Consider the following 24,550-nt stretch of genomic DNA (forward strand, 5'->3'; position numbering starts at 1 on the left):
ACCAGACCTCCAGCCAGAAACCGGGTTTCTAACTCTCGGCTCCCAGCTTGCTCAAAAAAAACAGGCGGGTAGTCGGTGCAGTTGCCGCAGGGCCGCACCGGATGCAGAACGGCTAATTAGAAACCGGAAGCTGTGTAGATAGCCGATCGCCACAGTTCTGACAGCTACAAGGTAGGATTGTCAGGAAAGCGTTCTATTAAAATCTATGCGTAAATGGGGATTTCTGCTACTAGCAAGCGTGTTATTTGTGGCACCGTTGGCATCTTGTAGGGATCGATCGGCACAAACCGGACAAACAACAGCAACAACTACTGCGGGCGGCAACTCGCAACAAGGTTCCAGCCGGATAGATACAATTGTCAGCCGCGGCAAACTGATTTGTGGCGTCAGTGGCGAACTACCGGGTTTTAGCTTTGTAGACGAAAAAGGCAAATATTCGGGGCTGGATGTGGATGTGTGCAGGGCTGTCGCGGCGGCAATATTTGACGATCCCGAAAAAGTCGAGTACCGAAAGCTCAATGCTAAAGATAGATTTACAGTTTTGCAGGCGGGAGAAATCGACATTCTCAGCCGAAATACCACCTACACCGCGAGTCGCGACAGCACTACTGGACTGGAATTTGCCCCGGTGATCTTTTATGACTCTCAAAGCATCATGGTCAAAAAAGACAGCGGCATCAAAAGTTTAAAAGATTTTGCGGGCAAATCTATCTGTGTGCAGACAGGTACGAGCACCGAACAAAATTTGTCCGACCAAATGCGAAAATTAGGAGTTAAATACACTCCTGTGGTATTTGAAGATGTGAATGCTACCTTTGCTACCTATCAAGAAGGTCGCTGTCAAGGTGTTACTGCCGATCGATCGCAGCTAGTCTCGAAGCGGACAACTCTGCCGAATCCCGAGAATAATGTTGTTTTGCCGATCGTGATGTCAAAAGAACCCTTAGCCCCAGCAGTGAAAAGCGGCGATCCTAAATGGGCTGATGCGGTGAGATGGATCGTTTTTGCGGCGATTGAAGCTGAAGATTTGGGAATTAATTCGGGAAATGTAGACCAAATTGTGGCAAGCACTACAGACCCAAACGTCAAACGTTTGCTAGGAACAGAAGGAGATTTAGGTAAAGGTTTCGGACTCCCGAACGACTACGCCGTCCGCGTTGTTAAGAAAGTGGGGAATTACGGGGAAATGTACGATCGCAACCTCGGCCCCAAAAGTACACTTAAGTTAGAACGGGGTCAAAACAGACTCTGGAAAGATGGCGGTTTGCTTTACTCGCCGCCGTTCCGGTAATTTTAGTTAACAGTTGACTGTTGACTGTTGACTGTTGACTGTTGACCGTTGACTGTTAACTGTTGACTGTTGACTGTTGACTGTTGACTGTTGACTGTTGACTGTTAACCAACAAGATATTTTAGGCAGGCTAAAGTTAGGTATAGTGTGTTCTACATTAAACAGTTATGAATCCAGAACCTCAACCGGGGAAATCGGAGAAATTGCCCAAATTTAAAGATATATCAAAACTGCTGCGGGACGATCGCTTCTGGAAAATAGCCGGACAGGCGATCGCCCTAATTTTAGTAATAGTTGTTATCGCCATTCTCTGGGACAATCTCAGTGCCAATTACTCGCAATTGGGGATTGCATTTGGATTTGATTTTCTCAATTCCCAAGCATCTTTTGATATCGGCGAAAGCGTGATTCCCTACAGTCCCGAAAACAGTTACAGACAAGCTTATTTTGTCGGTTTAATCAACTCGCTGCGGGTAATGGGTTTCGGCATTATTTTCGCAACAGTTGCGGGTTTGACGGTAGGAATTGCGCGCCTTTCTGACAATTGGCTGCTGCGGAATTTGGCTGGTTTGTACGTAGAAATTTTGCGAAATACGCCGTTATTGCTGCAATTATTTTTCTGGTATTTTGCAGTTTTCATTTCCCTGCCAAAACTCGAAGACAATCAGCAGATGAGGGGGCCGATTTACTTGACAAATCGCGGCATTGCTGTACCAACACCGATGGCTTTGCCGGGTTTTGAGATTTGGTTGATTTTGCTAACAGTCGGAGTTTTGGCGGCGGCGGGGCTGTGGATGTGGCGGGCGCGGGTGATGTTGGAAGAAGCTAAGCCGGGAAGACAGTTGTTTTGGGCTCTAGGTGCGATCGGGCTGAGTGCAATTTTAGCTTTGATTATCACCAAAAATCTGCCTTTTCGTCTAGATGTTCCGCGCTTGACACCAGCATTGCAACTCGAAGGAGGATTAAAATTCACTCCAGAATTTGCCGCCTTGGTGACAGGGCTCAGCTTGTATACTGGCAGTTACATTGCAGAAATTGTCCGGGCCGGAATTCAGTCAGTATCGAAAGGCCAGTGGGAAGCGGGAAAGTCTTTGGGGCTGAAGTCTGGAACAATGATGCGGATGGTAATTTTGCCGCAAGCTTTGCGGGTGATTGTGCCGCCTTTAACCAGTCAGTATCTGAATTTAGCTAAGAATTCGAGTTTAGCGGTTGCGGTTGCTTATCCCGACGTTTATTTTGTGGTGGGCTCTCCGACCTTGAATCAGACCGGTCGGGCGATCGAAGCAATGTTAATTATCATGGTAACATATCTAACAATTAGTTTGATAGTGTCTCTGTTCATGAATTGGTACAATAAAACCGTACAAATCAAGGAAAGGTAAAGACTTTAAATTTAACCAAATTTACTGGTAATCAAAGGATAGCGCATAAAGTGGCATACAGTGAATGTAGCTTAGACAGAGAAACCAAAACTTGTGAGTTGACGATTAAGCAATAATAAATAAGTCACAACTATCTTTGGCTTGTTAGTATTAAAGTTGAGGCAGATCAAATGACACAAGAATTAACGGCTCTTAGAAATAGCATATTGGAAGGAAGGTACACGGATGCTTTGGCAATAGTCGATGAGTTAGATGGAATGAGCAAACAGGCAATTTTGCGACAAATCCAATCTTTTTTAAATATTTTGCTGATTCACTTGATTAAAAATCAAGTTGAACAGCGATTAACTGGTTCGTGGGCAAGTTCGATTCGCAATTCAATCAGAGAAATTAAGAAGGCAAATATTAAAGATAATAAAACATCTTATTACATCAATTCTGATGAATGGGAGAGTTTTATAGAGGACGAGGTGATTGAGGATGCGATTGCAGAGGCTGCAGAAGAAGTATTGAATGGTGTTTATAGTCAATTTCAACTTGCAGAGATGATGGATAGAAACCTGATTATTCAGACTGCTGTGAGGTTATTAAACTTGACTTATATCCATTCCGCCAAAGATTTACCCGCAGTGTTAGCCCAGCATTTAAGCCAGTTACCAGGTGGAGAAGATTGGATAAATCGGCGAAAATAAGTAGGATTTTTTTTAGCCTTGGCGATTGGAAATCGCGTCTACACAAACAAAACCCGCCTACGCGGGTTAATAAAATAACTGGTTGTTACTCTACGTCATAGGATTAAAAACCGCTATATGGAAACTGTCCCCATATTACCGCCCCCAGCCACCGAATCGCCTACCCCTTGGAATTGGGCGCGCAAAAATTTATTTAGTACCTGGTACAACAGCATTCTGACAGTAGTTTGCGTAATTATTGCCTTCCAAACTATTAAAGTAATTATTGTTTGGGCAACAACAAAAGCTCAATGGCACGTGTTAGAAGCCAACTTGCCGCTATTTTTTGCCGGAAGATTTCCCCGCGAGTCTTACTGGCGGCTGTGGATAGTAACGGCCATAATTGCCTTGTTGGGAGGATTAACTTGGGGAAACCTTCAGCGGCAAGAACGTCTTTGGAATCCGCCTTTACTAATTATACTCGGTGCTGCGGTTGTGGGTGCGGTCATTTCGCCGATCGACCTAACCTCTCGCCTCTACCTCTTAGGAATTATTATCGCAGCCGCCGCCAGCTATGCCATCGGAAGGCAAATTCACCCAAAAATTATGGACTGGATGCCTGCAATTTGGGTTCTTTCCTTCCCAATAGTTTTGTGGCTAATTAAAGGCGGGTTGGGTTTGACCGAAGTGTCAACAAATGATTGGGGCGGTTTAGTATTGACGCTGTTTTTAGCAGTTATTAGTATTGTGCTTTCCTTTCCTTTAGGGGTATTGCTAGCACTCGGGAGACAAAGTTCTTTGCCTGTTGTTAGATTGTTATCAACATTATACATTGAAATTATTCGCGGTTTACCATTAATTGGCATTTTATTTTTAGGTCAAGTGATGCTGCAATTATTCTTACCGCCAGAATATCCCAAATTGGATAGAGTAATTAGAGCGATTGCTGGACTGACTCTATTTAGTGCGGCATACTTGGCCGAAAACGTGCGCGGTGGCTTGCAGGCCGTGCCCAGGGGACAAATAGAAGCAGCGAGGTCGATCGGACTCAATACACCCCTGCTTACAATTCTAATTGTACTGCCTCAAGCATTGCGAATAGTCATTCCTGCGATCGGCGGTCAATTCATCGGATTATTTATGGATACATCGCTCCTGTCTCTATTCGGAATGTTAGAATTAATCGGAATATCCCGCGCAGTTTTAGCAAATCCCTCCTATATCGGCAGATACGCCGAAGTTTACATATTCGTCGGGATCATTTATTGGATATTTTGCTACTCAATGTCCCTAGCAAGCCGCAAAATAGAGCGAACTTTAGGCGTAGGTCAAAGGTAAAAAAAATCTGCGTTCATCAGCGGTTTAAAAACAAAAAAATATGGAAACTAAACCCACAATCACAGAACAAGTAATTGTAGCAGAAAACGTCCACAAATGGTACGGACAATTTCACGTACTGCGCGGCGTCAGCATGACCGTAAACCGAGGTGAAGTGGTTGTCGTGATGGGGCCATCTGGTTCGGGAAAATCGACGTTTATTCGCACCTTCAACGCATTAGAAGAATACCAACAAGGTAAAATTACGATCGACGGAATCGAACTTTCCCACGACTTACGCAACATCGAGACAATTCGCCGCGAAGTAGGAATGGTGTTTCAGCAATTCAACCTGTTTCCCCACTTATCAGTCTTGCAAAACGTCATGCTAGCGCCGGTGTGGGTGCGCCGCTGGCCGAAGAAAAAAGCTGAAGAAGTGGCGATGCAACTCTTAGAAAGAGTGGGAATTTTGGAACAAGCAAAAAAATATCCCGGACAGTTGTCTGGGGGACAGCAGCAGCGGGTCGCTATTGCACGTTCTCTAGCAATGCAACCTAAAATTATGCTGTTTGATGAACCGACATCAGCATTAGACCCGGAGATGGTGCGGGAAGTTTTAGATGTAATGCGAAATTTGGCTCAAACTGGAATTACAATGGTGGTGGTGACTCACGAAGTCGGGTTTGCGCGCGAAGTTGCCGATCGCATTGTATTGATGGATGGCGGCGTTTTAGTTGAAGAAGCGAAGCCAGAAGAGTTTTTTCAGAACCCGAAGGAAGAACGCACACGCAAGTTTTTATCTCAGATATTGTAACTAATTTTCAAGTTTAATCGGTGGATTTGGCGACGGTAGCAGCCGTAAAAATAGACAGAATTAAGGTAAAATAAAAGAGTGTACAATCAGTCTCTATTTTGCTGAGATAGCTTGCAATGCCATCCACAAAAACTCTGCCGTTAGTTAAAGACTCGGAACGCCTAGAAAGTCGCCTCAAAGAAATTCCGGCGGTTCCTGGTGTATATTTAATGCGCGATGAGAGCGATCGCATCCTTTACATCGGCAAATCCAAAAAACTCCGAAACCGCGTCCGTTCCTACTTCCGCGAAAGCCAAAATCTCAGTCCCCGCATCGCGATGATGGTGCAGCAAGTGCGCGAAATTGAATTCATCGCCACCGACACAGAAGCGGAAGCTTTAGCATTAGAAGCAAACCTCGTAAAACAGCACCAACCTTACTTTAATGTACTCCTCAAAGATGATAAAAAATATCCTTATTTGTGCATAACTTGGTCGGAGGAATACCCGCGCATTTTTATCACCCGCAAACGCCGCGCAGGTAGTGCAAAAGACCGCTACTATGGCCCCTACGTTGATACAGGGGCGCTGCGGAGTACGCTGCATTTAATTAAGCGGATTTTCCCGCTGCGGCAGCGCCCTCAACCGCTATTTAAAGACCGTCCTTGTTTGAACTACGACATCGGGCGCTGCGTTGGCGTTTGTCAAGGGTTAACTTCGCCTGAAGAATACCGAAAAATCATCCAAAAAGTAGCGATGATTTTCCAGGGAAGAACTCAGGAATTACTGGATATCTTGGAACCCCAAATGGAAGAAGCAGCGGAAGATTTGAACTTTGAAACTGCGGCGCGTATTCGCGACCAAATTAAGGGTTTGCAGTCTTTGAGTGCGGGCCAAAAAGTGTCTTTGCCAGACGATACGGTTTCCAGAGATGCGATCGCACTTGCGGCAGATACCCAGCACGCTTGCGTCCAATTGTTCCAAATTCGCGCCGGTCAACTGGTCGGAAGATTGGGATTTATGGCGGAAATACCCTCCCAACCCCCCCTTGCCAAGGGGGATCAAGAGTTATCTCAACTTTCTCTTTCCTCCTCCCCTGGGCAAGAGGCAGAACGAGAGGGGGTAGAGGCCGGAGCGATTTTGCAGCGGGTGTTGGAAGAACACTATCAAAATGTCGAATCTGTAGAAATTCCCAGCGAAATTTCAGTGCAGTACGAATTGCCAGAAGGGGAAATATTAGCAGATTGGTTGAGCAACCGTAAGGGGCGAAAAGTTACGATTTTGACGCCGCAGCGGCAAACTAAGGCTGAGTTGATTGAGATGGTGGAACGGAATGCTGAGTATGAATTGGCGAGAATGCAAAGATTGAGCGATCGCAATTCTCAAGCAATGGAAGATTTAGCAGAAATTCTCGATTTGCCAGAAGTTCCTCGCCGCATTGAAGGTTACGATATTTCTCACATTCAAGGTTCTGACGCCGTAGCTTCCCGCGTCGTATTTATTGACGGTTTGCCCGCCAATCAACACTACCGCCATTACAAAATTAAAAATCCTGAAATTAAATCGGGCCATTCTGATGATTTTGCGAGTTTAGCAGAAGTTATCGGTCGCCGATTCCGAGGATTGAAGGAAGAAGGAAGAGGGAAGATGGAAGATGGGTTTAGCAAGTTAGAAGAACCGGAAGAAATCAGCAATTTATCCTCAGTTTCTCATAATATTTCCGACAAACCAGACTTAATTATGATAGACGGCGGCAAAGGTCAACTATCAGCCGTTGTGGCTGTTTTGCGGGAGATGAATTTGCTAGAAGAGTTGCGCGTTGTCAGTTTGGCAAAACAGCGAGAGGAGATATTTTTACCGGGGGAATCTTTGCCACTGCCAACTAATTCTGAGCAGCCTGGGGTACAATTATTGCGCCGGGTGCGGGATGAGGCGCACAGATTTGCTGTGAGTTTTCACCGGGATCGAAGAAGCGAGAGAATGAAGCGATCGCGCCTTGATGAAATTCCCGGATTGGGACACCACCGACAAAAACAATTGTTGGCACATTTTCGGTCGATCGACTACCTCCGTTTAGCGACTCCCGAACAGTTGGCAGAAGTTTCTGGGATTGGCCCGCGTCTGGCGCAGCAAATTTACGATTATTTCCATCCGTAAAGTCTTACGCAGCATGGGAGAGGAGGATTTTTTGGGCGAGGGGGCGATCGGGCCGCAAGTCCCGATTCAGCACCGATTCAGCCACTGTGAGGGAGGTATTCAAAAATTTTGCACAGACCTATTGCAATCCCCAGAGACTTGTGGTATGTTTAGTTTCTGTGCGCGGGCATAGTTTAGTGGTAAAACTTTAGCCTTCCAAGCTAACTATGCGGGTTCGATTCCCGCTGCCCGCTTACTTCTATAAAAAACCTCAAACCAACGAGAAATGAACGGTTTGAGGTTTTTTATTGCCCAGAATACGGCTGAGTCGGGGGTCAAAGTGACTATCAAATGACTATCAAACGACTACGAAATGACTATCAAATGACCTTTTTGGATACAATTTGGAGATAATGTGACTAGAATTTGAGGAGAAATATCCAGCCGATAGTCAATAGCGGTAAGGTGCGCTGCAGAAGAGCACCCTACATAATTAGGTTCTGTGTAAGTCCTGTATCTACAACAATAATTGGTTAACATAGAGTGCCCGGATTTGACAAGCTTGTCGAGCGCACTCAGCTTGAGTTATGACTGATTCAGAGTCGCATCAGTCACAAGGAGAGCCCGTGAAATATTTTTCAGTAGTAATGTATTTGCTGCGGGAACGGCAACAGTTTCTCGAAGAAATTCGCCAAGGTGTCAAGCTCAAATCTAAAATTTTCGGTTTGTTGATTTCTAGTACCGTATTTTTTGGCATTTACGGAGCGATATTAGGTGCATCTAGTACGTGGATGCAATGTCTGGTTTCAGCAATTAAGTTGCCAGCACTTTACTTGCTGACGCTGATTATCTGCTTTCCCACACTGTACTTTTTTAATGTCATGTTTGGTTCAAAACGAACTTTTGAACAGTATTTGACATTGTTGATGACAGCGATGGCGATGATTAGCGTTTTGCTATTTGGATTTGCACCGGTCAGTCTGTTTTTTCTCCTAAGCAGTACCAATTACAATTTTTATCTGGTGTTGAATGTTGCTATTATGGCAATCACAGGATTTTTGGGCGTAAGTTTCATTTATCAAGGAATGCACTTTCTGTCCGAACAAGATGCCGAAGGCAAAGATATCAGGCTAAATATTTTGCGCTTTTGGTTGGGACTCTATGCGTTTGTTGGCACTCAGTTGGGATGGACGCTGAGACCGTTTTTTGGGTCGTCGGGAATGGCTTTTGAACTGTTCCGAGACCGAGAAAGCAATTTTTATATGAGTCTGTGGCAATCAATTATGTCTCTGGGAGGATCGTAATTAATCCCAATTTAAGGAGATTTTAAAGAGTGATACAAGCGGATTTGGAACAGTTAAAAATTCCTGAGAAGGAGTTGGAGGATTTGAGCGGAATAGCTTTGAGCGACGGTTTTGCAGCGGATTTTTACCGACCTGCCGCACTCCGGGACGGCAAAAAGCTGTTTTCTCTTTTGGTGAATGAGTTGCTGATATTTTGCGTGACATTAGTTGTTTCGCTGCCTGTTGCTTTACTGGCTAATAAACATAATGTTGGTTCATTTAGCGATGCTGAAATATTTGTCCGTGTTTTACAACTAACTTTGGGTTTGTCGCTGGCGATTACTGTTGCTTGGAATATCTCTAAATGGGTTAAGGCAAAGCCTCTGGCAACGCTGGCGGGTCTGCTGGATGAAGTTGAGAAGTATCATGAGGTGATTCAGGCTTTAGATATTATCGATCGCCTAACGGATGCTGGCAATTTACAAGCCCATTTAATTAACCGAGGAGAGGCAATTGAGGCATTAAAAATTACTAGAGAAAGTTTAGTCTGTGCTTTGAAAACAGAGAGAATTCTCAGGGAAAATCAGCAATTTATCGGCCGCCGTTACGAGTTATTTGCTAATATTGAAAGTAATTTGGCTGCTTTGATGGCGGTGGATGTGAGCGATCGGGCGACTGAATACGGGCGATTGCTAAATGAAGCTTTGGAAATTGGGATGAGCGTGCACAAAGAGGTAAGAAAGTTGCACAATGGAAAGTGAAGTTGAGTTGCAGGTTGGTAGTAAGGAATTTAGTCTTTAAATGTAAGCTTTTAAGGCAGAGGCAAGTGTCGCAGTTGTAGGGTGCGTCAGACATCGATCCTTTCGATTTTAACAGGTTTGGACGCTCTGACGCACCCTACGCATCTACCAACTTTTTGAGCAACTTAAAGTTTTAATCATCAAAAATATCCAACTGTTCGCCCTCCGACTCTTTTTTACCATCTTTTTTAACACCTTTCCGCAGCCCGATCGCAATTTTGCTGTGTTTCTCAATCTGCTTCATCACCTGTCTCGCCCTGTCAATCACCGACGGCGGCAAACCGGCCAATCTCCCCGCTTCAATTCCGTAAGATTTGTCAGCACCTCCCGGCTGAACTTGGTGCAAAAATACGATTTGATCCGGCAATTCTTTCACTGTCACCTGATAATTTGCTACATTATCCAAGATAGAAGCTAACTCATTCAATTCGTGATAGTGAGTCGCAAAAATTGTCCGCGCCCGAATCTCAGTTGCTAAATATTCTGCCACAGACCAAGCAATCGAAAGTCCGTCAAAGGTCGCCGTTCCCCTGCCAATTTCATCTAACAAAACCAATGATTGCGGCGTCGCGTGATTGAGAATATTTGCAGTTTCGTTCATTTCCACCATAAACGTAGACTGACCGGTTGCCAAATCATCTACTGCGCCGACGCGGGTAAAAATGCGATCGCAAATTCCCAAACTCGCAGCTTTCGCCGGCACATAACTGCCCATCTGCGCCATTAACTGGATCAAACCCACCTGCCGCAAGTAGCAGCTTTTCCCGCTAGCATTCGGCCCGGTTAAAATAATTAAATCTGGGCGGTTTAGGGATTCTTCCCGACCCAAAAAAGCAGAATTAGGTACAAAAAATCCCGGCGGCAAAGATTTTTCCACGACAGGATGACAACCTTCAATAATTTTAATTTCCCGACTTTCTGTCATAGTCGGGCGGCAATAATTCTGATAAACTGCTACTTCTGCCAAACCGCACAAAACATCGGCCGCCGCCACGGCGCGGGAAACGTTGCGAATAATTTCGGCGTGTTCTCCTACCTCCGATCGCACTTTAGCAAAAATATCGTATTCCAATTGATTTAAATCTTCCCGCGCCGTCAGAATTCGCACTTCCCTTTCTTTTAATTCTTCAGTGCTATAACGTTCTTCATTGGTGAGAGTTTGCTTGCGGGTGTAGTCCTTCGGCACTTGGTCTACTTTTGATTTGGTAATGCTGATGTAATAGCCGAAAGCTTTATTGTAGCCTACTTTTAGATTAGAAATTCCGGTGCGTTTTCTCTCAGTTGCTTCTAGATTTGCAATCCATTCTTGGTCGGCTGATGCAGTTTGGCGCATTTCATCTAGCATCGGATTGATTCCCGATCGAATCAAACCTCCTTCTTTTAAATGAATCGGCGGTTCGTCAACTAAATGATCGTGAATTTTACTTGCTAATTCTTCTAAAATTGGCGGGACATTTTGCAGCGCTTTCAAATAGGGTGATCGCCCTGCGGCTGCGATCGAGGCTAATGCCGGCAGTTTTCCCAGAGAATCAGCTAAAGCGACCAAATCCCGCGCGCTAGCTGTTCCAGAACCGGCGCGACCTGTCAGTCTTTCGATGTCGTAAATTTGGCGCAGCAACTGCTGAAAATCTTGGCGCAGACCGTTATTTTCTACTAATTCTTGAATCGTGTCATGTCGGGCGCAAATGGCTTTAATGTTGAGCAAAGGTTGCAGCACCCAGCGGCGCAAAGCGCGGCCTCCCATTGCGGTGCTGGTTTTATCTATCGCCCACAGCAGCGAACCGTGAAAAACCCCATCTCTCACCGTTTGAGTAATTTCGAGATTGCGGCGGGTTTGGTAGTCGAGTATGAGAAAATCGGTGAGAGTGTAAGTGTGCAATCTTTGCAAAGAAACTGCTTTTTCCTTTTGAGTCTCTTCGATATATTGCAGCAAACCACCGGCGGCGCGCACTGCGAGGGGCAAATGGCCGCATCCCATACCTTCAAGCGATCGCACTTTGAACTTTTGCAGGATTCTCTGTTTTGCTTCTGGCAAAGTAAACGGAATTTGCGATCGCAAAGAATAGCAAAACGAATTCGGCAAACAATCGGGCAAATGCTCGGATTTCTCTCCGGGTCTCAACATAGTCACCAAATCCGGGGCATTAGTCGGTACCAAGACTTCCGAAGGCTGCAAGCGCAGCAATTCTAGGGTTAATTGTTCTAAAGTATCTGCTTGGGTAGTGACGAATTCTCCCGTAGAAATATCTGTATAAGCCAATCCCCAATGTTCCCCAGCAATGACGACTGCTGCTAAAAAATTATTTTGTCTGGGTTTGAGCATTCCGTCATCAGTCAAAGTTCCGGGAGTGAGAATGCGGGTAATTTCGCGTTTGACTTGACGGCCTTCTTTCGCAGCAATCGAGGCATCTTCTACTTGGTCGCAAACTACCACAGCATAGCCTTTTTCTACTAACATTGACGTGTAGCGGTCGAGGGCGTGGTGCGGCACTCCTGTCATCGGCACTCTGCCGATTTCTTTGCCGCTTTCTTTACTCGTACAAACAAGTTCTAATTCCCGCGAAATCGTAACTGCATCTTGGAAAAAACACTCAAAGAAATCTCCGACTCGAAACAATAAAAGTGCGTGGGGATACTGTTCTTTCACTTCCACATACCGCTGCATCATCGGAGTTAGCTTGGTGAATTCTAGTAGGCGGTGGTCGGCATTGCGGATGTTGGCTTGATTGGGGTCTGTTGGGGTAGATGCAGTGTAAGGCATAAAAGGCGATCGATAAATTTTAATCTTTAACAACTTTACCGCAAGCTCGGCTTTTAGTTATAACTAATGATACAATATTTGACTATTAATCATCCTTAAGCAGGGTGCGTGATTCTCCAGATTCAGGTGGAGTGTGGAGCGATACAAAAGTCAGGCACCCTACTTAATAATCGATCAACCCGCTTTTACTTGAGAAGTTTTCGGTCGCTCTTTATCTAAAGTGAGCCAAGACATCGGATTAAGTGAGATTAAGTGAGGAAGTTTATTTGTTGTGAGATAAAAGCGATCGCCGATCGACAAAAACAACCTCATCCATCTCGTTATTAGCTGTTCTTGCAGATGTTGAGCGAAGACCGAAGTTGCAATCTTTTCTAAGGATTTTAGCAATTAAGAATGTCCTAACCGTCGGGCGCGGTTGCTATAACTGTTGGCGGTTAACGGAAGAATGTAAAATTTCCCGCACTTTAGGGGCATAAATTTTACATTTATAGTATTGAAAACAGCCGGAAGATAGATTTATAAATTATACCTCCGATAGAGAGAATATATATTTTATAGGCTTAAAATTAAAAACATCCAAGCGAGTAATTTCTCAGCTTAGTAAAGTTAAGATTTAGAATCAAAAATTTGCTAGCTAGTAGTTAACTAGAGGAAAAAAATAATGAAAGCTCTTTGCTGGCACGGAGCAAATGATGTGCGAGTTGATAATGTACCAGACCCAACAATTATCAACCCGCGCGATGCCATAGTTAAAATCACGTCTACAGCAATCTGCGGCTCAGATTTGCACCTCTACGATGGCTTCATCCCGACAATGCAATCGGGCGACATCATGGGGCACGAATTCATGGGAGAAGTAGTCGAACTCGGCAGCCAAGTCAAGAACTTAAAAAAGGGCGATCGCGTCGTCATTCCTTTTACTATTTCTTGCGGCAGTTGCTTCTTTTGCAACCGCGATTTGTGGTCGCTGTGCGACAACTCCAACCCCAATGCTGGGCTGGCTGAAAAAATGTTCGGTCATTCGCCGGCGGGACTGTTTGGCTACTCGCATTTAACGGGCGGCTATGCAGGAGGTCAAGCAGAATACGCGCGGGTTCCGTTTGCAGATGTCGGCCCTTTAAAAATTCCCGACGGACTTTCTGACGAACAAGTATTGTTCCTCACCGATATCTTTCCTACTGGTTACATGGCGGCCGAAAACTGCGACATTCAGCCAGGGGATACTGTAGCAGTTTGGGGATGCGGCCCAGTCGGACAATTTGCGATCAGAAGCGCGTTTATGCTGGGTGCCGATCGAGTAATTGCGATCGACCGCATACCGGAACGCTTGCAAATGGCGGCCGCGGCCAAAGCTGAAGTCATCAACTACGAAGAAATGGACGCCGGGGAAGCCGTCACCGAAATGACGGGGGGACGCGGGCCCGACTCTTGCATCGACGCGGTGGGGATGGAAGCCCACGGCACCGGTCTGGACGCTTTGTACGACAAAGCCAAGCAAGCCGTGCGGTTGGAGAGCGATCGACCTACGGCCCTGCGACAAGTGATAGTAGCTTGCCGCAAAGGCGGCACAGTCTCAATTCCCGGCGTTTACGGCGGCTTTGTTGACAAAGTGCCGTTAGGTGCAGCTTTCAACAAAGGCTTGACCCTGAAAATGGGACAGACGCACGTTCACCGCTATTTGCGGCCTTTGCTCGATCGCGTTCAAAAAGGCGAAATTGACCCGTCCTTTGTAATTACGCACCGAATGAAATTGGATGAAGCGCCCCACGCTTACGAGATTTTCAAACAGAAAAAAGACAACTGCATCAAAGTTGTCCTCAAACCCTAACTCGCATTTACCCTTCACGGAAAAACTATGCTTTTACAAGAAAAAGAATCAGGCGACTTGATTGAAATCCTCGATGTAGAGGCTTTACTCAGCCCTACAAAACAAGAAGTGCCGGGAAAAAATCAAGCTGGTCAAGAAGAGCAAGAGACAGCAACTTTTCCAAAAACTAATTTAGTGTTTCCTTCCGGTGAAGCTCTGCCGCGCTGTTGGACTGAGGAAAATTATCAAACTCATTGATTCCACTGATTCTCCCCATCCCGCTTAACAAGGGGGGGGACTCGAAGCTAGGGGGATGGACACAGCACATAAGTGTCCGCTAAACCCGAAAAACCGCTCTCCGATAGGGGTTTTAACCCCTGCAGGAGGGCGGTTTTGACGTATTTTTTGACACCCGGAGGAGACAGCGCTGTGTTTGTTTAAATAGAATGTACGATCGACCAAATTTAATATAGTCTTTAGTTCGCGGGCGCGAGAAACCGCATTAAACTAAAGTGATAAAGATAAGCGGGTTTGATTGATTTTCTTTATGACTAAAAGCTGATTCCCTCCCTCGCAGGCAGCGTTACAACTAATGAAAGTTAATCAAAAACCCCTTGGGAGGAATTCCCCATGTTTTACCATAAGAAGCCACTACAGTATTACAAAAGACCAGAAAAGCCAGATGCCGTTTACGCCAAGAAAATACAAGAACTAATTGGCGGTACATTTGGCGAAATGACTGTGATGATGCAGTACCTATTTCAAGGTTGGAACTGCCGAGGCCCTGCCAAATATCGCGATATGCTGCTTGATGTCGGTACAGAAGAAATCGGGCATATCGAGATGCTAGCAACTATGATTGCTCACTTGTTAGATCAAGCTCCTGTATCTATGCAAGAAGAAGGTTTCAAGGATGCTGTGGTGGGTGCTGTGATGGGTGGAAACAGCCCGCGAGATGCGATCGCCGCCAGCATGAATCCGCAGCACGCAATTGTATCGGGTTTGGGCGCACTTCCTAGCGACAGCGTAGGGTATCCCTGGAACGGCCGTTATATCGTTGCTAGCGGCAATCTTTTAGCAGATTTTCGCTCGAATTTGCACGCCGAATCGCAAGGAAGATTGCAGGCTGTGCGGATGTATGAAATGTCAGACGATCCGGGCGTGAAAGACACCCTGAGTTTTATGATCGCCCGCGACACGATGCACCAAAACTTGTGGCTGGCGGCGATCGAAGATTTAGAAAGTTCGGGAATGGAAACAACACCCGTTCCGAGTTCCTTCCCGCAGGAGTTGGAAAAGTCAGAATATGCTTATCAGTTTTGGAATCATTCTGAAGGTTCTGAAAGTAGCGAGGGACGCTGGGCGAAAGGCAAATCAATGGACGGCAAAGGCGAGTTTGAATATGTAGCCAATCCCCAACCGTTAGGGCCAGAACCAGTACCGCCGCCGCCAGAACCCAAATTGCACGGCACCGGGATGCAATAGCAAATCAAAAAGTTAATAGTAAGCTTGCCAGTCCCGGATTGACTAATTAAGTAATTAAGGACTAAAGTGCTTACTCCTAACCTAACAAAAACTAAAGTTGTTACTACTAACCTGTGGTTAGTAGTAACAACTTTACTCGCTAATGTGCCAATTAATTAGTTAAGGACTTCAGTCCTTACTACAAACCAGGTTTTGAGAAGAAGTCTAATAAGTAACCACAAATAAGTTATGCAATTGCAAGCAGTAATTCTCGATATTGACGGTACTCTGACGCTCAGCAATGACGCCCACGCTCAAGCTTGGGTAGAGGCATTTGCGGCTTACGGCTACGAGGTGCCGTTCGAGAAAATTCGCCCGCTAATTGGCATGGGAGGCGACAAAGTTTTACCCAAAATGGTATCAGGACTTTCCGACGAAGCAGGCGACGGGAAAAAGATTGCACAGCGGCGCAAAGAACTGATTATTAACCGCTTTTCTCCCGAACTTTCTCCAACCCCCGGTTCGCGGGATTTGCTGTTAAAAATGCAGAAAGAAGGATTGCGGCTAATTATTGCTACTTCAGCTACCACTGAAGAACTTTCGGGTTTGCTGAAAGCTGCACAAGTTGACGATTTATTGGATCAAGCGCAAGCAGCGACATCGAGTGATGCGGAAGCTTCTAAGCCGGAACCGGATATTGTGGAAGCTGCTTTGAGCAAATTGCAGATGGAAGCGAGTCAGACGGTGATGTTAGCTGATACTCCTTACGATATCGAAGCTGCGGGCAAGTGCGGGGTGCCAGTAATTGCTTTTCGGTGCGGAGGTTTCGATGATGCTTCGCTGGCAAATGCTGCGGAAATTTACGATCACCCTGCTGATTTGTTGGCGCATTATGACGATTCTCTTTTAGGGAAAAAGGAATTGGTAGCGAGTTGAAGTAATACGGGCGATCGCGGGTGGATTGCCACTATTAAGCGCGATCGCTCACAATCCACTCTACCTGATGGGCTTCTGTGATATCTGGAATATCCAGGCGATCGGCTAATTTTTGAATCACTGCTTCTGGGACTGGGGCTGTGCGGGAACGGTTGCGTTCCTGTATTTCTGCGATCGGTACTTCGATGTAAACAATGCGAATTCGCGCTTTGTAAGCAGCAAATAAATCAATTAATTGCTGCCGCATTTGTTTTGTTGTATTCGTGGCGTTCCACACAAAAGAAGTTCCCGATCGCAAGTATTCCTTGGCTCTTTGTTTGGCTCTTTCTACAACCTCACTTTGGTTTTTTTCTGGGGATATATTCATCTCCGACCTCAGCCGATCTAAGGAAATCACAGGCAAATTGGGCAGGTTTTCTCTAACCCAATAATCTTTGCCACTTCCGGGCAAACCCGACATCAAAACAACTTCGCATTTTGTATCGTCAAACATTTCAGCATCGGGGTTGCCGTTGTCTTTGCGGAAGTAGATAAATCGGCTGTGTGGTGATGGAAATTGTCGGGGAGAATCCCAACAATTATTTTCTTGACAAAACTCCCGAAATAGTTCTATTTTATCGAGCAGTTCTTGTCTGTCGGCGCAGTGGCGACCGCGCACGTCTGCTTCGGCTAAAAGTGCGAGGAAATCGCAGCGGACAACTTGACTAACTTTAATTACAGACTGCTGCGGGTTGGGTTTGTCGATTAGCCAGATGGGTAAACTGCCGAATTGGACGATCGCCACAACTGTTTCGCGAATCTCAAACTGCACGGGCGGCTCGAATTGGGATAAAATTTGTCTGACCATTCTCGCACCTTGGCGGGCGTGACCTTTTGAGCTAATTCTGCCGTCCGCTTCTATTTTTGTAAAGGCTGGTTTGGCGACATCGTGCAGCAAAGCGGCGGCAAAAAGTATCGATCGTTCTTTTTCGGGTAATTGCCGCCAATTCGGGGAAGATATTAATGCTTCGCAGACCATTTTGGTATGAATTAAAACGTCTCCTTCGGCGTGATAAATCGGGTCTTGCTGACAGCCTTTTAAGTTTTGAATCCAATCAAAATGATTTTGAATGCTGTCCCAATCCAGGAACCAATCGGGCGGTTCGGGACAAAAGGGAAAAGTCCAAGGCGGCGCTAACAGTGTATTCATAACTTTACTTGTTGGATCTGACTGAACAACTCATCAGTCCTATGGAAAAGGACTTTAGCTTTGAGTCAGGGGTTTAAACCCCTGCCGGAATTCGAGAAAGAGCGTGGAAAGTTGAGGCCAATGGTCGGCATTTCTTACTTTACAAACTAAAATTAAATAAATCGGCGCCTGGACGCAGAATATTCGGTATAATTGGGCGATTGAGCCAATGTCCTTCGGCATTTTTAATAGCAGTCAAAAAACTGGCACGCACGTATTTGTAACGCGCCTTTACTATGCCATCTTCTTCGACTTTAATGTACAGACCCTCCATGCGATCGCTCTTGTCAGTCTCTTTCAAACATCGTTCTTCATCTAATCCCAATTCCCGGCAGTACAAACGCAACCGTTCCAAATGTCCCGGTTGAATAAAATTAGATTTTTCCATACACTGCATCATTTGCTTGGGCGATTTCAGGACTCCCGAAAACACCACAGGAACTGACACTAACGGCAGTCCGCTTAACAACTTCTGGCGGGATTCTGTACTCAGAAATTGACTGGTTTCTAAGTCCAGCACGTCGTATTCCATAAAATAGTGCGGCAAAAAATCATAAAAAACAGTGTGTTTCGCATAAAGCCATTCGCCGTAAAGAATGTAGCGATTTCCCAGCACTTCTCCGAGGGCTGGGCTGAGACTGAAAGCCCACTGTTTGAATAAGTTAAAATGTTTTTCCCTCGGCCCACCGGTGAGATAGTGGCCGCGACTTTGCAGCAGCATTTGTCCATCTGGTGCGAAGCTGATGCCTGTATTAGCGCCGTCTACCTTTTCTTCAATCACTATCGGGCGATCGCTCAGGGCGCTAAATGGCACGCTGTCGAGGTCTTCATCACCTGGTTGGAAACGCGAACCTTCGATGTGATAAGTTCTAGGATATTTAACAATTTTGAGCATCCGCCAATTCCTTTTACATTTTAGATTTTAGAGGCGACCCCATCCATTTTTGATTTTAATTTTAGATTTAAGATTTTAGACTTTAGAGGCGACCCAATCCATTTAACCATTATAATGGAATGATCACAAAGGAGCGTGTAAGTTGAAAAGTCAAAGTTTCCAGAGCATATCATCAGCAATCGGTGGGATTCTATTAGTAGGCGCGCTACTCCTCGGCTTAAACTCTTTTGTCGTCATCAATCCAGGTCAAGCAGGGGTTGTCAGCGTTTTAGGAAAAGCCAGAGATGGAGCATTGTTAGAGGGGTTTCACCTCAGACCCCCGCTGATCTCCAAGGTAGATGTGTACGATGTAACCGTGCAAAAATTTGAAGTTCCCGCCCAGAGTGCTACTAAAGACCTTCAGGATTTAAATGCCAGTTTTGCGATCAACTTTCGCCTCGATCCTGCGAGAATAGTTGATGTCCGAAGGACTCAAGGAACATTGGAGAATATAGTTTCAAAAATTATTGCTCCTCAGACGCAAGAAGCATTTAAAACAGCGGCTGCACTGAGAACCGCCGAACAATCAATTACTCAAAGAAGTGAACTGAAGCGAGACTTTGATACTGCGCTGAAGGAAAGGTTATCAAAGTATGATGTAATCGTGCTCGATACGAGCGTTGTTAACATTCGATTCTCGGCAGATTTTGCGAAAGCGGTTGAGGAGAAACAGGTCGCTGAACAGCGGGCGCAAAGGGCTGTTTATGTGGCTCAAGAAGCAGAACAGCAGGCTCAAGCTGACATTAACCGCGCTCAAGGTAGGGCGGAAGCTCAAAGACTTTTGGCTGAAACTTTGAAGGCTCAAGGCGGCGATTTAGTGCTGCAAAAAGAGGCGATCGAAGCTTGGAGAAGCGGCGGCGCTCAGATGCCAAAAGTGCTGGTGATGGGCAGCGGTTCGAGTCGGGTTCCTTTCATTTTTAATATGAGCGATATTCAGGAAGAACCCGAGCACGCGCAAGTGACCAACAATTAAAATATGACAGAGGGTAACAAACCCGGTGTCTCCGAAAATATTGGCTTTGCTAACCAGAAATCTCGCAATAAACCGGGTTTCCTCAGAAAGCGCACATAAGTCCTATGAGAGTTGCCGGAATATGCTACACTTCTGAAAGCCACAATATAACGACAGTTTGAATCTGTCGTTATAAAAGCGAAGTCCGCAATTAACACGCAGGCAACACACTCATTTTAGGAAGCAAGGAAAAATCATGACCCGCGCTATTATGGAAACCGACAAAGGCACAATCAATTTGGAATTGTTCGATGCGGATGCGCCTAACACAGTGAAGAATTTTGTTGACTTGGCGGAAAAAGGTTTTTACGATGGATTGTCCTTTCACCGAGTCATTCCTAACTTTATGATTCAAGGTGGCTGTCCAAAAGGCAATGGAACGGGCGGCCCCGGCTACAAAATCAAGTGTGAAATCAACTCGAACAAACATTTAGCAGGAACTTTATCGATGGCTCACGCCGGTAAAGATACGGGTGGTAGCCAATTCTTTATTTGCCATTCTCCCCAGTCTCATTTAGATGGAGTTCACACAACTTTTGGCAAAACTGAGGATATGTCAGTCGTCAATGCTATCCGCCAAGGTGACAAGATTATTTCGCTCAAAATTGAGCATTAATTTCCACTAATGAGTTGTGTTTGCAATAAGGAATAAACTCCTTATTGCAAACAACAATTGTGAAACTTAAGAGTTTTAAAATCTACATTTTATGACTGTTATCAATGATTCTGCTGTGGTGGCTGAGTTAACTGAACTATATTTAAAATACGAAAAAGCTCTGTGTACGAATGATATTGAAACTCTCGATAATTTCTTCTGGGATGCGCCGGAAGTGGTGCGCTTTGGGGTGACGGAGAACCTGTACGGGAGCGATGAGGTGAGGGCTTTTCGCAAAGGGCGATCGCCTGTAAATGTCGATCGAGAAATGTTCAACCTCCAAGTCGTGACTTTCGATGCAGACACGGCGGCTGTGACGCTGGAATTTCGCCGTGTAATGGATGGAGTGCTGCGGCTGGGGCGGCAGAGTCAGATGTGGCGCAAGTTTCCTGAAGGGTGGAAGATTGTTTCCGCTCACGTTTCTTTTTTGCCGATGCAGGGATGAGCGGTGACATACCTCTGATCAAGGTGAAATAATTTCCCCAGTCGGTATTTGAATTTGATTATTGTTGAGCCATTTAATTCGGCAGATATTCTTTTTTTCCTTTACTATTAGTGCCTCTGCTTTGTCACCTGTATTCTTCGGAGGCAAAGGTGGCACATTAGGTTCGTTTTCATGTTCATTTACTCTAAAATAAAGCTCTTGCCCGTCATAAGAGTAAATTTTTTTTTCAAGAAAAGGGACTAACTTGTATCTTAACCTGAGACCGCATGACCCTGTGGTATCATCGCGATCGTTTAACATTAAATCTCCGTTGTAGTAGCAATAAATAGATTTTAATTGATTGGGTGATTGTACAACTTGTACAATGTCTCCTCTTCCTTCCCCAATAACAACTATACCAATCACATATTTCGGTAAGTTACCAATATCATAAATTAATGTGCAGGTGGAAATAATCAAAGAAAAAGCCACTATTTTGGTAGCTAATTTGTTGGGATTTTGTAACAGTATTTGTTTGTCTAAAAATATATAAAAAACATAAATCACCACAAAAAATATACCAAATAATCCCGCCCACAAGTCAAGAGCCACACCAGCTAAAGAATAGGGACAGAGTACGATAATTAATTTTAATATATTAAAATTAATTGCACCCCACACTATAAAATTAGATTTCATATTTTTAGAAGCTGGGAATAAAAATGATTCTAAAGCAGTATCCAAAAGCTCAACTTAACTGTAGCCGGAGCAATTATACCATAGCTGCACGTCTTTCTTGGTTATCCACTTTTGCAGTAGCTTGGTCATTACCCCAATTTTCCCGATCCTCTCCCCTAATACAGTTCATATTTGAGCAAAGTACACGGAATCGACCCATTAAAAACCGGAATTCGCCGCGATGTCCTGAGTCCAACCTTTTTACCCAACTCCTTATTTCCTGTCAAAATAAACGCATTCCAACCTTTAAAACGATTCTTGAAAATATCCCCCAACATCTTGTACAAATCTCCTAATTCGCTCGCATCTCCCAGGCGTTCTCCGTAGGGAGGATTGCAAATCAAAACGCCTCTATCTGCGGGTGCTTCCAACTGAGATAGCTCGGTTTGAGCAAACTGAATCTTACCGGAAATACCAGCTTGCTGCGCGTTCGTGCGAGCTTGGGTTAACATATCGGAATCGCGATCGCACCCTGCAATCACCTCTTTAAGTTCCGGTAACTCACTATTTTCCGCTTCCGCCCACAATTTATCCCACAAAGGTTCGTCAAAATCCCGCCAAGTCATAAATCCAAACTTTTCTCGAAACAATCCCGGTGCAATATTCAAGGCCTTTAAAGTCGCTTCCAAAGGCAAAGTTCCCGAACCGCACATCGGGTCTAAAAACGGCAAATCAGGCGTCCATTCTGCCATCTCCAACAAAGCCGCAGCTAGGGTTTCTTTGAGGGGAGCAAGCCCCATCGCCGGTCGATATCCCCGGCGGTGCAAACTGCCGCCAGAACTGTCTAAACTTAAAATAGCTCTATCTTGATGAATGTGAAGGTTAATTAGCAAATCGGGATGCTCTACATCAACATTAGAACGCTTGTTAAATTGAAGGCGCTGTTGGTCGGCGATCGCATTTTTGACCTGCAAAGCTGTAAAGTGAGTGTGGTTCAACTTTTCGTTGCCGCCGGTGCAGTTTACTGCTAAAGTATTGTCGGGATATAAGTATTCGTCCCAAGGGATTTTCTGCACTTCGCGGTAGAGCATATCCGAGTTGTAACACCGGAATTCGGCGATCGGCATTAGCACTCGAAAAATAGTTCTCGACCACAGATTGACGCGGTACAATAAAGCGCGATCGCCCGCAAAGTAAACCCCAGTAAAATCTGGCTTGACATCCTGTGCCCCTAAACGTTCTAATTCTTGGGCGGCAATTGTTTCTAAACCGCGCGCAACTGTAGCAAAATATTGATTCATTGATAATTGGTAATTGCTTTTTCTCGATCGCTCTAAATTAGATAGTAGCTGGTTTAAATCCTAACTCTCACAAACAATAGTCTACCTTAAGCTAGATGCCTCGGTAAAAAAAATACTACTTTTCCTAACAGCTTTGTCAACAGGCGCTCGCCCGAACCTGCACCCGATCTACCTTATCGGCACAAAAACTAACGCCCAGAGGGTGCGCCTCCGCGCACCTCACCGCTGCAAGTCACAAACTGTCAGTAATACTGGTGAAATTAAAAGCTTTCACACGCACTCCGGGCACGACACTACCGCCGCAACGCTTTACCGCACTAACTGCATCCACATCGCGCAACATATCAGGTAAAACTTGATTGAAACGCAGATTTTTAATCGGGTAAGCAATTTTGCCATCCTCAATCCAAAAAGTACCGTCGCGAGTCATTCCCGTTACTTCCAATGTTTTCGGATTAACGTAGCGCACGTACCAAGCTCGACTGACGAAAATTCCTCGCTCGGTTTGAGCAACTAAATCTGCTAAACTTTGGTCGGAACCTGTCATTACGATCGGGTAATAAGCACCTTTTGCCTCTTTGCCTTTTTGTGCGGCCCAGTAGCGGGAATAAGACAAGCTTTGAGGGACGCCATCTTTGATGATTTCCAAATAGTTATTGCTCAATCCGTCGCCGAAAAAAGTATTCGATCGCAACAAAGGATGAGCCGGATCGCGCTGCACTTGCACTAACGGGCTAAAAAGTTGTTCCCCGGCGCGGTTTCCTGCTGGTTTTCCCTCTGCATCGGCGATCGACATAAACGATCGCCCCTCATCCGCCGCCCTCGCATCCAGCCCCCAAATCACCCACGGTAGCAAGCCCGCAAAAGCAGCACCGTCAAGGATTACCGGATAAACGCCGGGAGTGATGGGGCGCGGGTTGCGGGATGCGATCGCCCGATCGAGCACTTGTTCTGCTAATTGGGCGATCGGCAATTCGTTGATACTCCAAGCAGTGCTCTGAGCCCAACTAGAACCGTCTTCAACGCGAGCAGTAAAGCTGAAATCCGCTTCTGTAGATTGGTTGCAGGCGCGGAGTCCGGTTGACGAGGCGATCGCGTACAGCGACGCATCAGCGCTCAAAGTTCCCGAACCATGAGCGCCTCCCTGGGAAGCAATGGCGCAAGCTTGCTGCACCATTTTGGCCCGCGCTAGAGGCGATACAGTGGCCGTTGCTGTGTCGAATGCGGGCGATCGCAAATCGTAGGTTTGAGGCGGCAGCAGCGGCATCCATTCGGGGTCTGCCGGCGCAATTCTGGCCAATTCTTCCGATCGCTTGACTGCGGAGGCGATCGCATCTTCATCAAATTCTGTAACAGCAGCAGAGGCGCTTTTGTTACCGAAATAGCTAGTAATGCTCAGGCTAAATACAGTTTTGCTGATATTTTGGCTGATTTGATTTTCCGAGAATCTCGAAAGAGATTCCTCGCCAGTAGAGAGACTGACAAATACTTCCTCTGCTTTGGATAGTTTGACTGCTTTTTCTACTACAGATAAGGCTTGGTCTTCACTTAAACTTGCGGGCGATGTTGTTACAATCATGATTGGTAATTAGGCATTGGTAATTAGGCATTGCGAATTGGGCATTGCAAATTGGACATTGGGAATTGGGCATTGTTAGCAATTAACTAATAACTAAGA

21 protein-coding genes and 1 tRNA gene are annotated in these 24,550 nt (G+C 45.5%); 16 read left to right on the forward strand and 6 right to left on the reverse strand.

The window, feature by feature from the left end; genetic code table 11:
• Nucleotides 1–205 precede the first annotated feature (205 nt).
• The 9 genes from NDI35_RS08730 (at nt 206) to NDI35_RS08770 (ending at nt 9,633) form a co-directional block, all read left to right on the forward strand.
• Nucleotides 206–1,291, forward strand: coding sequence for an amino acid ABC transporter substrate-binding protein (locus NDI35_RS08730; protein ID WP_445312383.1), 1,086 nt, complete (start codon nt 206–208; stop codon nt 1,289–1,291).
• A gap of 167 nt (nt 1,292–1,458) precedes the next feature.
• Nucleotides 1,459–2,673: an amino acid ABC transporter permease gene (locus NDI35_RS08735; RefSeq protein ID WP_445312384.1), complete on the forward strand. Its 1,215-nt coding sequence runs from the start codon at nt 1,459–1,461 to the stop codon at nt 2,671–2,673.
• 170 nt (nt 2,674–2,843) lie between these two features.
• On the forward strand, nt 2,844–3,365 hold the full coding sequence (locus NDI35_RS08740; RefSeq protein WP_445312385.1) for a DUF29 family protein: 522 nt from the start codon (nt 2,844–2,846) through the stop codon (nt 3,363–3,365).
• A gap of 117 nt (nt 3,366–3,482) precedes the next feature.
• Complete coding sequence (locus tag NDI35_RS08745; protein ID WP_445312386.1) at nt 3,483–4,682, forward strand: amino acid ABC transporter permease; 1,200 nt, start codon at nt 3,483–3,485, stop codon at nt 4,680–4,682.
• A 40-nt stretch (nt 4,683–4,722) separates the two neighbouring features.
• Nucleotides 4,723–5,475 (forward strand): amino acid ABC transporter ATP-binding protein, encoded by a 753-nt coding sequence (locus NDI35_RS08750; RefSeq protein WP_445312387.1) that lies wholly within the window; start codon nt 4,723–4,725, stop codon nt 5,473–5,475.
• Between the two features lie 116 nt (nt 5,476–5,591).
• Nucleotides 5,592–7,610 (forward strand): excinuclease ABC subunit UvrC, encoded by a 2,019-nt coding sequence (gene uvrC, locus NDI35_RS08755; protein WP_445312388.1) that lies wholly within the window; start codon nt 5,592–5,594, stop codon nt 7,608–7,610.
• A 162-nt stretch (nt 7,611–7,772) separates the two neighbouring features.
• A tRNA-Gly gene (locus NDI35_RS08760) sits at nt 7,773–7,843 on the forward strand.
• A gap of 372 nt (nt 7,844–8,215) precedes the next feature.
• Nucleotides 8,216–8,893: an actin-binding WH2 domain-containing protein gene (locus NDI35_RS08765; protein ID WP_445312389.1), complete on the forward strand. Its 678-nt coding sequence runs from the start codon at nt 8,216–8,218 to the stop codon at nt 8,891–8,893.
• A 29-nt stretch (nt 8,894–8,922) separates the two neighbouring features.
• Entirely contained in the window at nt 8,923–9,633 is a 711-nt protein-coding gene (locus NDI35_RS08770) for a hypothetical protein (protein WP_445312390.1), read from the forward strand.
• A gap of 172 nt (nt 9,634–9,805) precedes the next feature.
• Here NDI35_RS08770 and mutS read toward each other — a convergent pair whose 3' ends face one another.
• Nucleotides 9,806–12,433, reverse strand: coding sequence for a DNA mismatch repair protein MutS (gene mutS / locus NDI35_RS08775; protein ID WP_445312482.1), 2,628 nt, complete (start codon nt 12,431–12,433; stop codon nt 9,806–9,808).
• Nucleotides 12,434–13,094: 661 nt separating this feature from the next.
• Here mutS and NDI35_RS08780 point away from each other — a divergent pair.
• From NDI35_RS08780 to NDI35_RS08795, 4 genes are all read left to right on the forward strand, one after another.
• On the forward strand, nt 13,095–14,261 hold the full coding sequence (locus NDI35_RS08780; protein WP_445312391.1) for a zinc-dependent alcohol dehydrogenase: 1,167 nt from the start codon (nt 13,095–13,097) through the stop codon (nt 14,259–14,261).
• A gap of 27 nt (nt 14,262–14,288) precedes the next feature.
• Nucleotides 14,289–14,498 carry an acetyltransferase gene (locus tag NDI35_RS08785; protein WP_445312392.1) on the forward strand — a complete coding sequence of 70 codons (210 nt, stop codon included), beginning with the start codon at nt 14,289–14,291 and terminating at the stop codon, nt 14,496–14,498.
• Between the two features lie 372 nt (nt 14,499–14,870).
• Nucleotides 14,871–15,725 carry a manganese catalase gene (locus tag NDI35_RS08790; protein WP_445312393.1) on the forward strand — a complete coding sequence of 285 codons (855 nt, stop codon included), beginning with the start codon at nt 14,871–14,873 and terminating at the stop codon, nt 15,723–15,725.
• Nucleotides 15,726–15,953: 228 nt separating this feature from the next.
• A complete protein-coding gene (locus tag NDI35_RS08795) occupies nt 15,954–16,640 on the forward strand; it encodes an HAD family hydrolase (RefSeq protein ID WP_445312394.1) in 687 nt (228 codons plus the stop codon).
• A gap of 34 nt (nt 16,641–16,674) precedes the next feature.
• Here NDI35_RS08795 and NDI35_RS08800 read toward each other — a convergent pair whose 3' ends face one another.
• Nucleotides 16,675–17,829 (reverse strand): AAA family ATPase, encoded by a 1,155-nt coding sequence (locus NDI35_RS08800; protein WP_445312395.1) that lies wholly within the window; start codon nt 17,827–17,829, stop codon nt 16,675–16,677.
• Nucleotides 17,830–17,968: 139 nt separating this feature from the next.
• Entirely contained in the window at nt 17,969–18,763 is a 795-nt protein-coding gene (locus NDI35_RS08805) for an RNA ligase family protein (protein ID WP_445312396.1), read from the reverse strand.
• Between the two features lie 142 nt (nt 18,764–18,905).
• Between NDI35_RS08805 and NDI35_RS08810 the strand changes: the two genes are divergently transcribed.
• The 3 genes from NDI35_RS08810 (at nt 18,906) to hpxZ (ending at nt 20,914) form a co-directional block, all read left to right on the forward strand.
• Nucleotides 18,906–19,775, forward strand: coding sequence for a prohibitin family protein (locus NDI35_RS08810; RefSeq protein WP_445312397.1), 870 nt, complete (start codon nt 18,906–18,908; stop codon nt 19,773–19,775).
• Between the two features lie 235 nt (nt 19,776–20,010).
• The gene (locus tag NDI35_RS08815; RefSeq protein ID WP_333293063.1) at nt 20,011–20,430 is read left to right on the forward strand and encodes a peptidylprolyl isomerase; all 420 of its coding nucleotides are present in this window, start codon (nt 20,011–20,013) and stop codon (nt 20,428–20,430) included.
• Nucleotides 20,431–20,521: 91 nt separating this feature from the next.
• Nucleotides 20,522–20,914, forward strand: coding sequence for an oxalurate catabolism protein HpxZ (gene hpxZ / locus NDI35_RS08820; RefSeq protein ID WP_445312398.1), 393 nt, complete (start codon nt 20,522–20,524; stop codon nt 20,912–20,914).
• Between the two features lie 18 nt (nt 20,915–20,932).
• On the opposite strand, the gene NDI35_RS08825 is transcribed toward hpxZ, so the two are convergent.
• The 3 genes from NDI35_RS08825 to NDI35_RS08835 form a co-directional block, all read right to left on the reverse strand.
• A complete protein-coding gene (locus NDI35_RS08825; RefSeq protein WP_445312399.1) occupies nt 20,933–21,637 on the reverse strand; it encodes a hypothetical protein in 705 nt (234 codons plus the stop codon).
• A 110-nt stretch (nt 21,638–21,747) separates the two neighbouring features.
• Complete coding sequence (locus NDI35_RS08830; protein ID WP_445312400.1) at nt 21,748–22,872, reverse strand: THUMP domain-containing class I SAM-dependent RNA methyltransferase; 1,125 nt, start codon at nt 22,870–22,872, stop codon at nt 21,748–21,750.
• A 232-nt stretch (nt 22,873–23,104) separates the two neighbouring features.
• Complete coding sequence (locus tag NDI35_RS08835) at nt 23,105–24,451, reverse strand: TldD/PmbA family protein (protein WP_445312401.1); 1,347 nt, start codon at nt 24,449–24,451, stop codon at nt 23,105–23,107.
• Between the last annotated feature and the right edge of the window lie 99 nt (nt 24,452–24,550).

Source organism: Microcoleus vaginatus FACHB-2002 (assembly GCF_040004035.1).
In the GTDB taxonomy this organism is placed as follows: Bacteria; Cyanobacteriota; Cyanobacteriia; order Cyanobacteriales; family Microcoleaceae; genus Microcoleus; species Microcoleus vaginatus_C.

What these genes read in the sequence shown, in the direction of transcription:
- hpxZ (WP_445312398.1), top strand. Translation starts at nt 20,522, where the DNA reads ATGACTGTTATCAATGATTCTGCTGTGGTGGCTGAGTTAACTGAACTA.
- NDI35_RS08740 (WP_445312385.1), top strand. Translation starts at nt 2,844, where the DNA reads ATGACACAAGAATTAACGGCTCTTAGAAATAGCATATTGGAAGGAAGG.
- NDI35_RS08795 (WP_445312394.1), top strand. Translation starts at nt 15,954, where the DNA reads ATGCAATTGCAAGCAGTAATTCTCGATATTGACGGTACTCTGACGCTC.
- NDI35_RS08785 (WP_445312392.1), top strand. Translation starts at nt 14,289, where the DNA reads ATGCTTTTACAAGAAAAAGAATCAGGCGACTTGATTGAAATCCTCGAT.
- NDI35_RS08815 (WP_333293063.1), top strand. Translation starts at nt 20,011, where the DNA reads ATGACCCGCGCTATTATGGAAACCGACAAAGGCACAATCAATTTGGAA.
- uvrC (WP_445312388.1), top strand. Translation starts at nt 5,592, where the DNA reads ATGCCATCCACAAAAACTCTGCCGTTAGTTAAAGACTCGGAACGCCTA.
- NDI35_RS08735 (WP_445312384.1), top strand. Translation starts at nt 1,459, where the DNA reads ATGAATCCAGAACCTCAACCGGGGAAATCGGAGAAATTGCCCAAATTT.
- NDI35_RS08750 (WP_445312387.1), top strand. Translation starts at nt 4,723, where the DNA reads ATGGAAACTAAACCCACAATCACAGAACAAGTAATTGTAGCAGAAAAC.
- NDI35_RS08730 (WP_445312383.1), top strand. Translation starts at nt 206, where the DNA reads ATGCGTAAATGGGGATTTCTGCTACTAGCAAGCGTGTTATTTGTGGCA.
- NDI35_RS08835 (WP_445312401.1), bottom strand. Translation starts at nt 24,451, where the DNA reads ATGATTGTAACAACATCGCCCGCAAGTTTAAGTGAAGACCAAGCCTTA.
- NDI35_RS08780 (WP_445312391.1), top strand. Translation starts at nt 13,095, where the DNA reads ATGAAAGCTCTTTGCTGGCACGGAGCAAATGATGTGCGAGTTGATAAT.
- NDI35_RS08745 (WP_445312386.1), top strand. Translation starts at nt 3,483, where the DNA reads ATGGAAACTGTCCCCATATTACCGCCCCCAGCCACCGAATCGCCTACC.
- NDI35_RS08800 (WP_445312395.1), bottom strand. Translation starts at nt 17,829, where the DNA reads ATGAATACACTGTTAGCGCCGCCTTGGACTTTTCCCTTTTGTCCCGAA.
- NDI35_RS08790 (WP_445312393.1), top strand. Translation starts at nt 14,871, where the DNA reads ATGTTTTACCATAAGAAGCCACTACAGTATTACAAAAGACCAGAAAAG.
- mutS (WP_445312482.1), bottom strand. Translation starts at nt 12,433, where the DNA reads ATGCCTTACACTGCATCTACCCCAACAGACCCCAATCAAGCCAACATC.
- NDI35_RS08830 (WP_445312400.1), bottom strand. Translation starts at nt 22,872, where the DNA reads ATGAATCAATATTTTGCTACAGTTGCGCGCGGTTTAGAAACAATTGCC.
- NDI35_RS08805 (WP_445312396.1), bottom strand. Translation starts at nt 18,763, where the DNA reads ATGCTCAAAATTGTTAAATATCCTAGAACTTATCACATCGAAGGTTCG.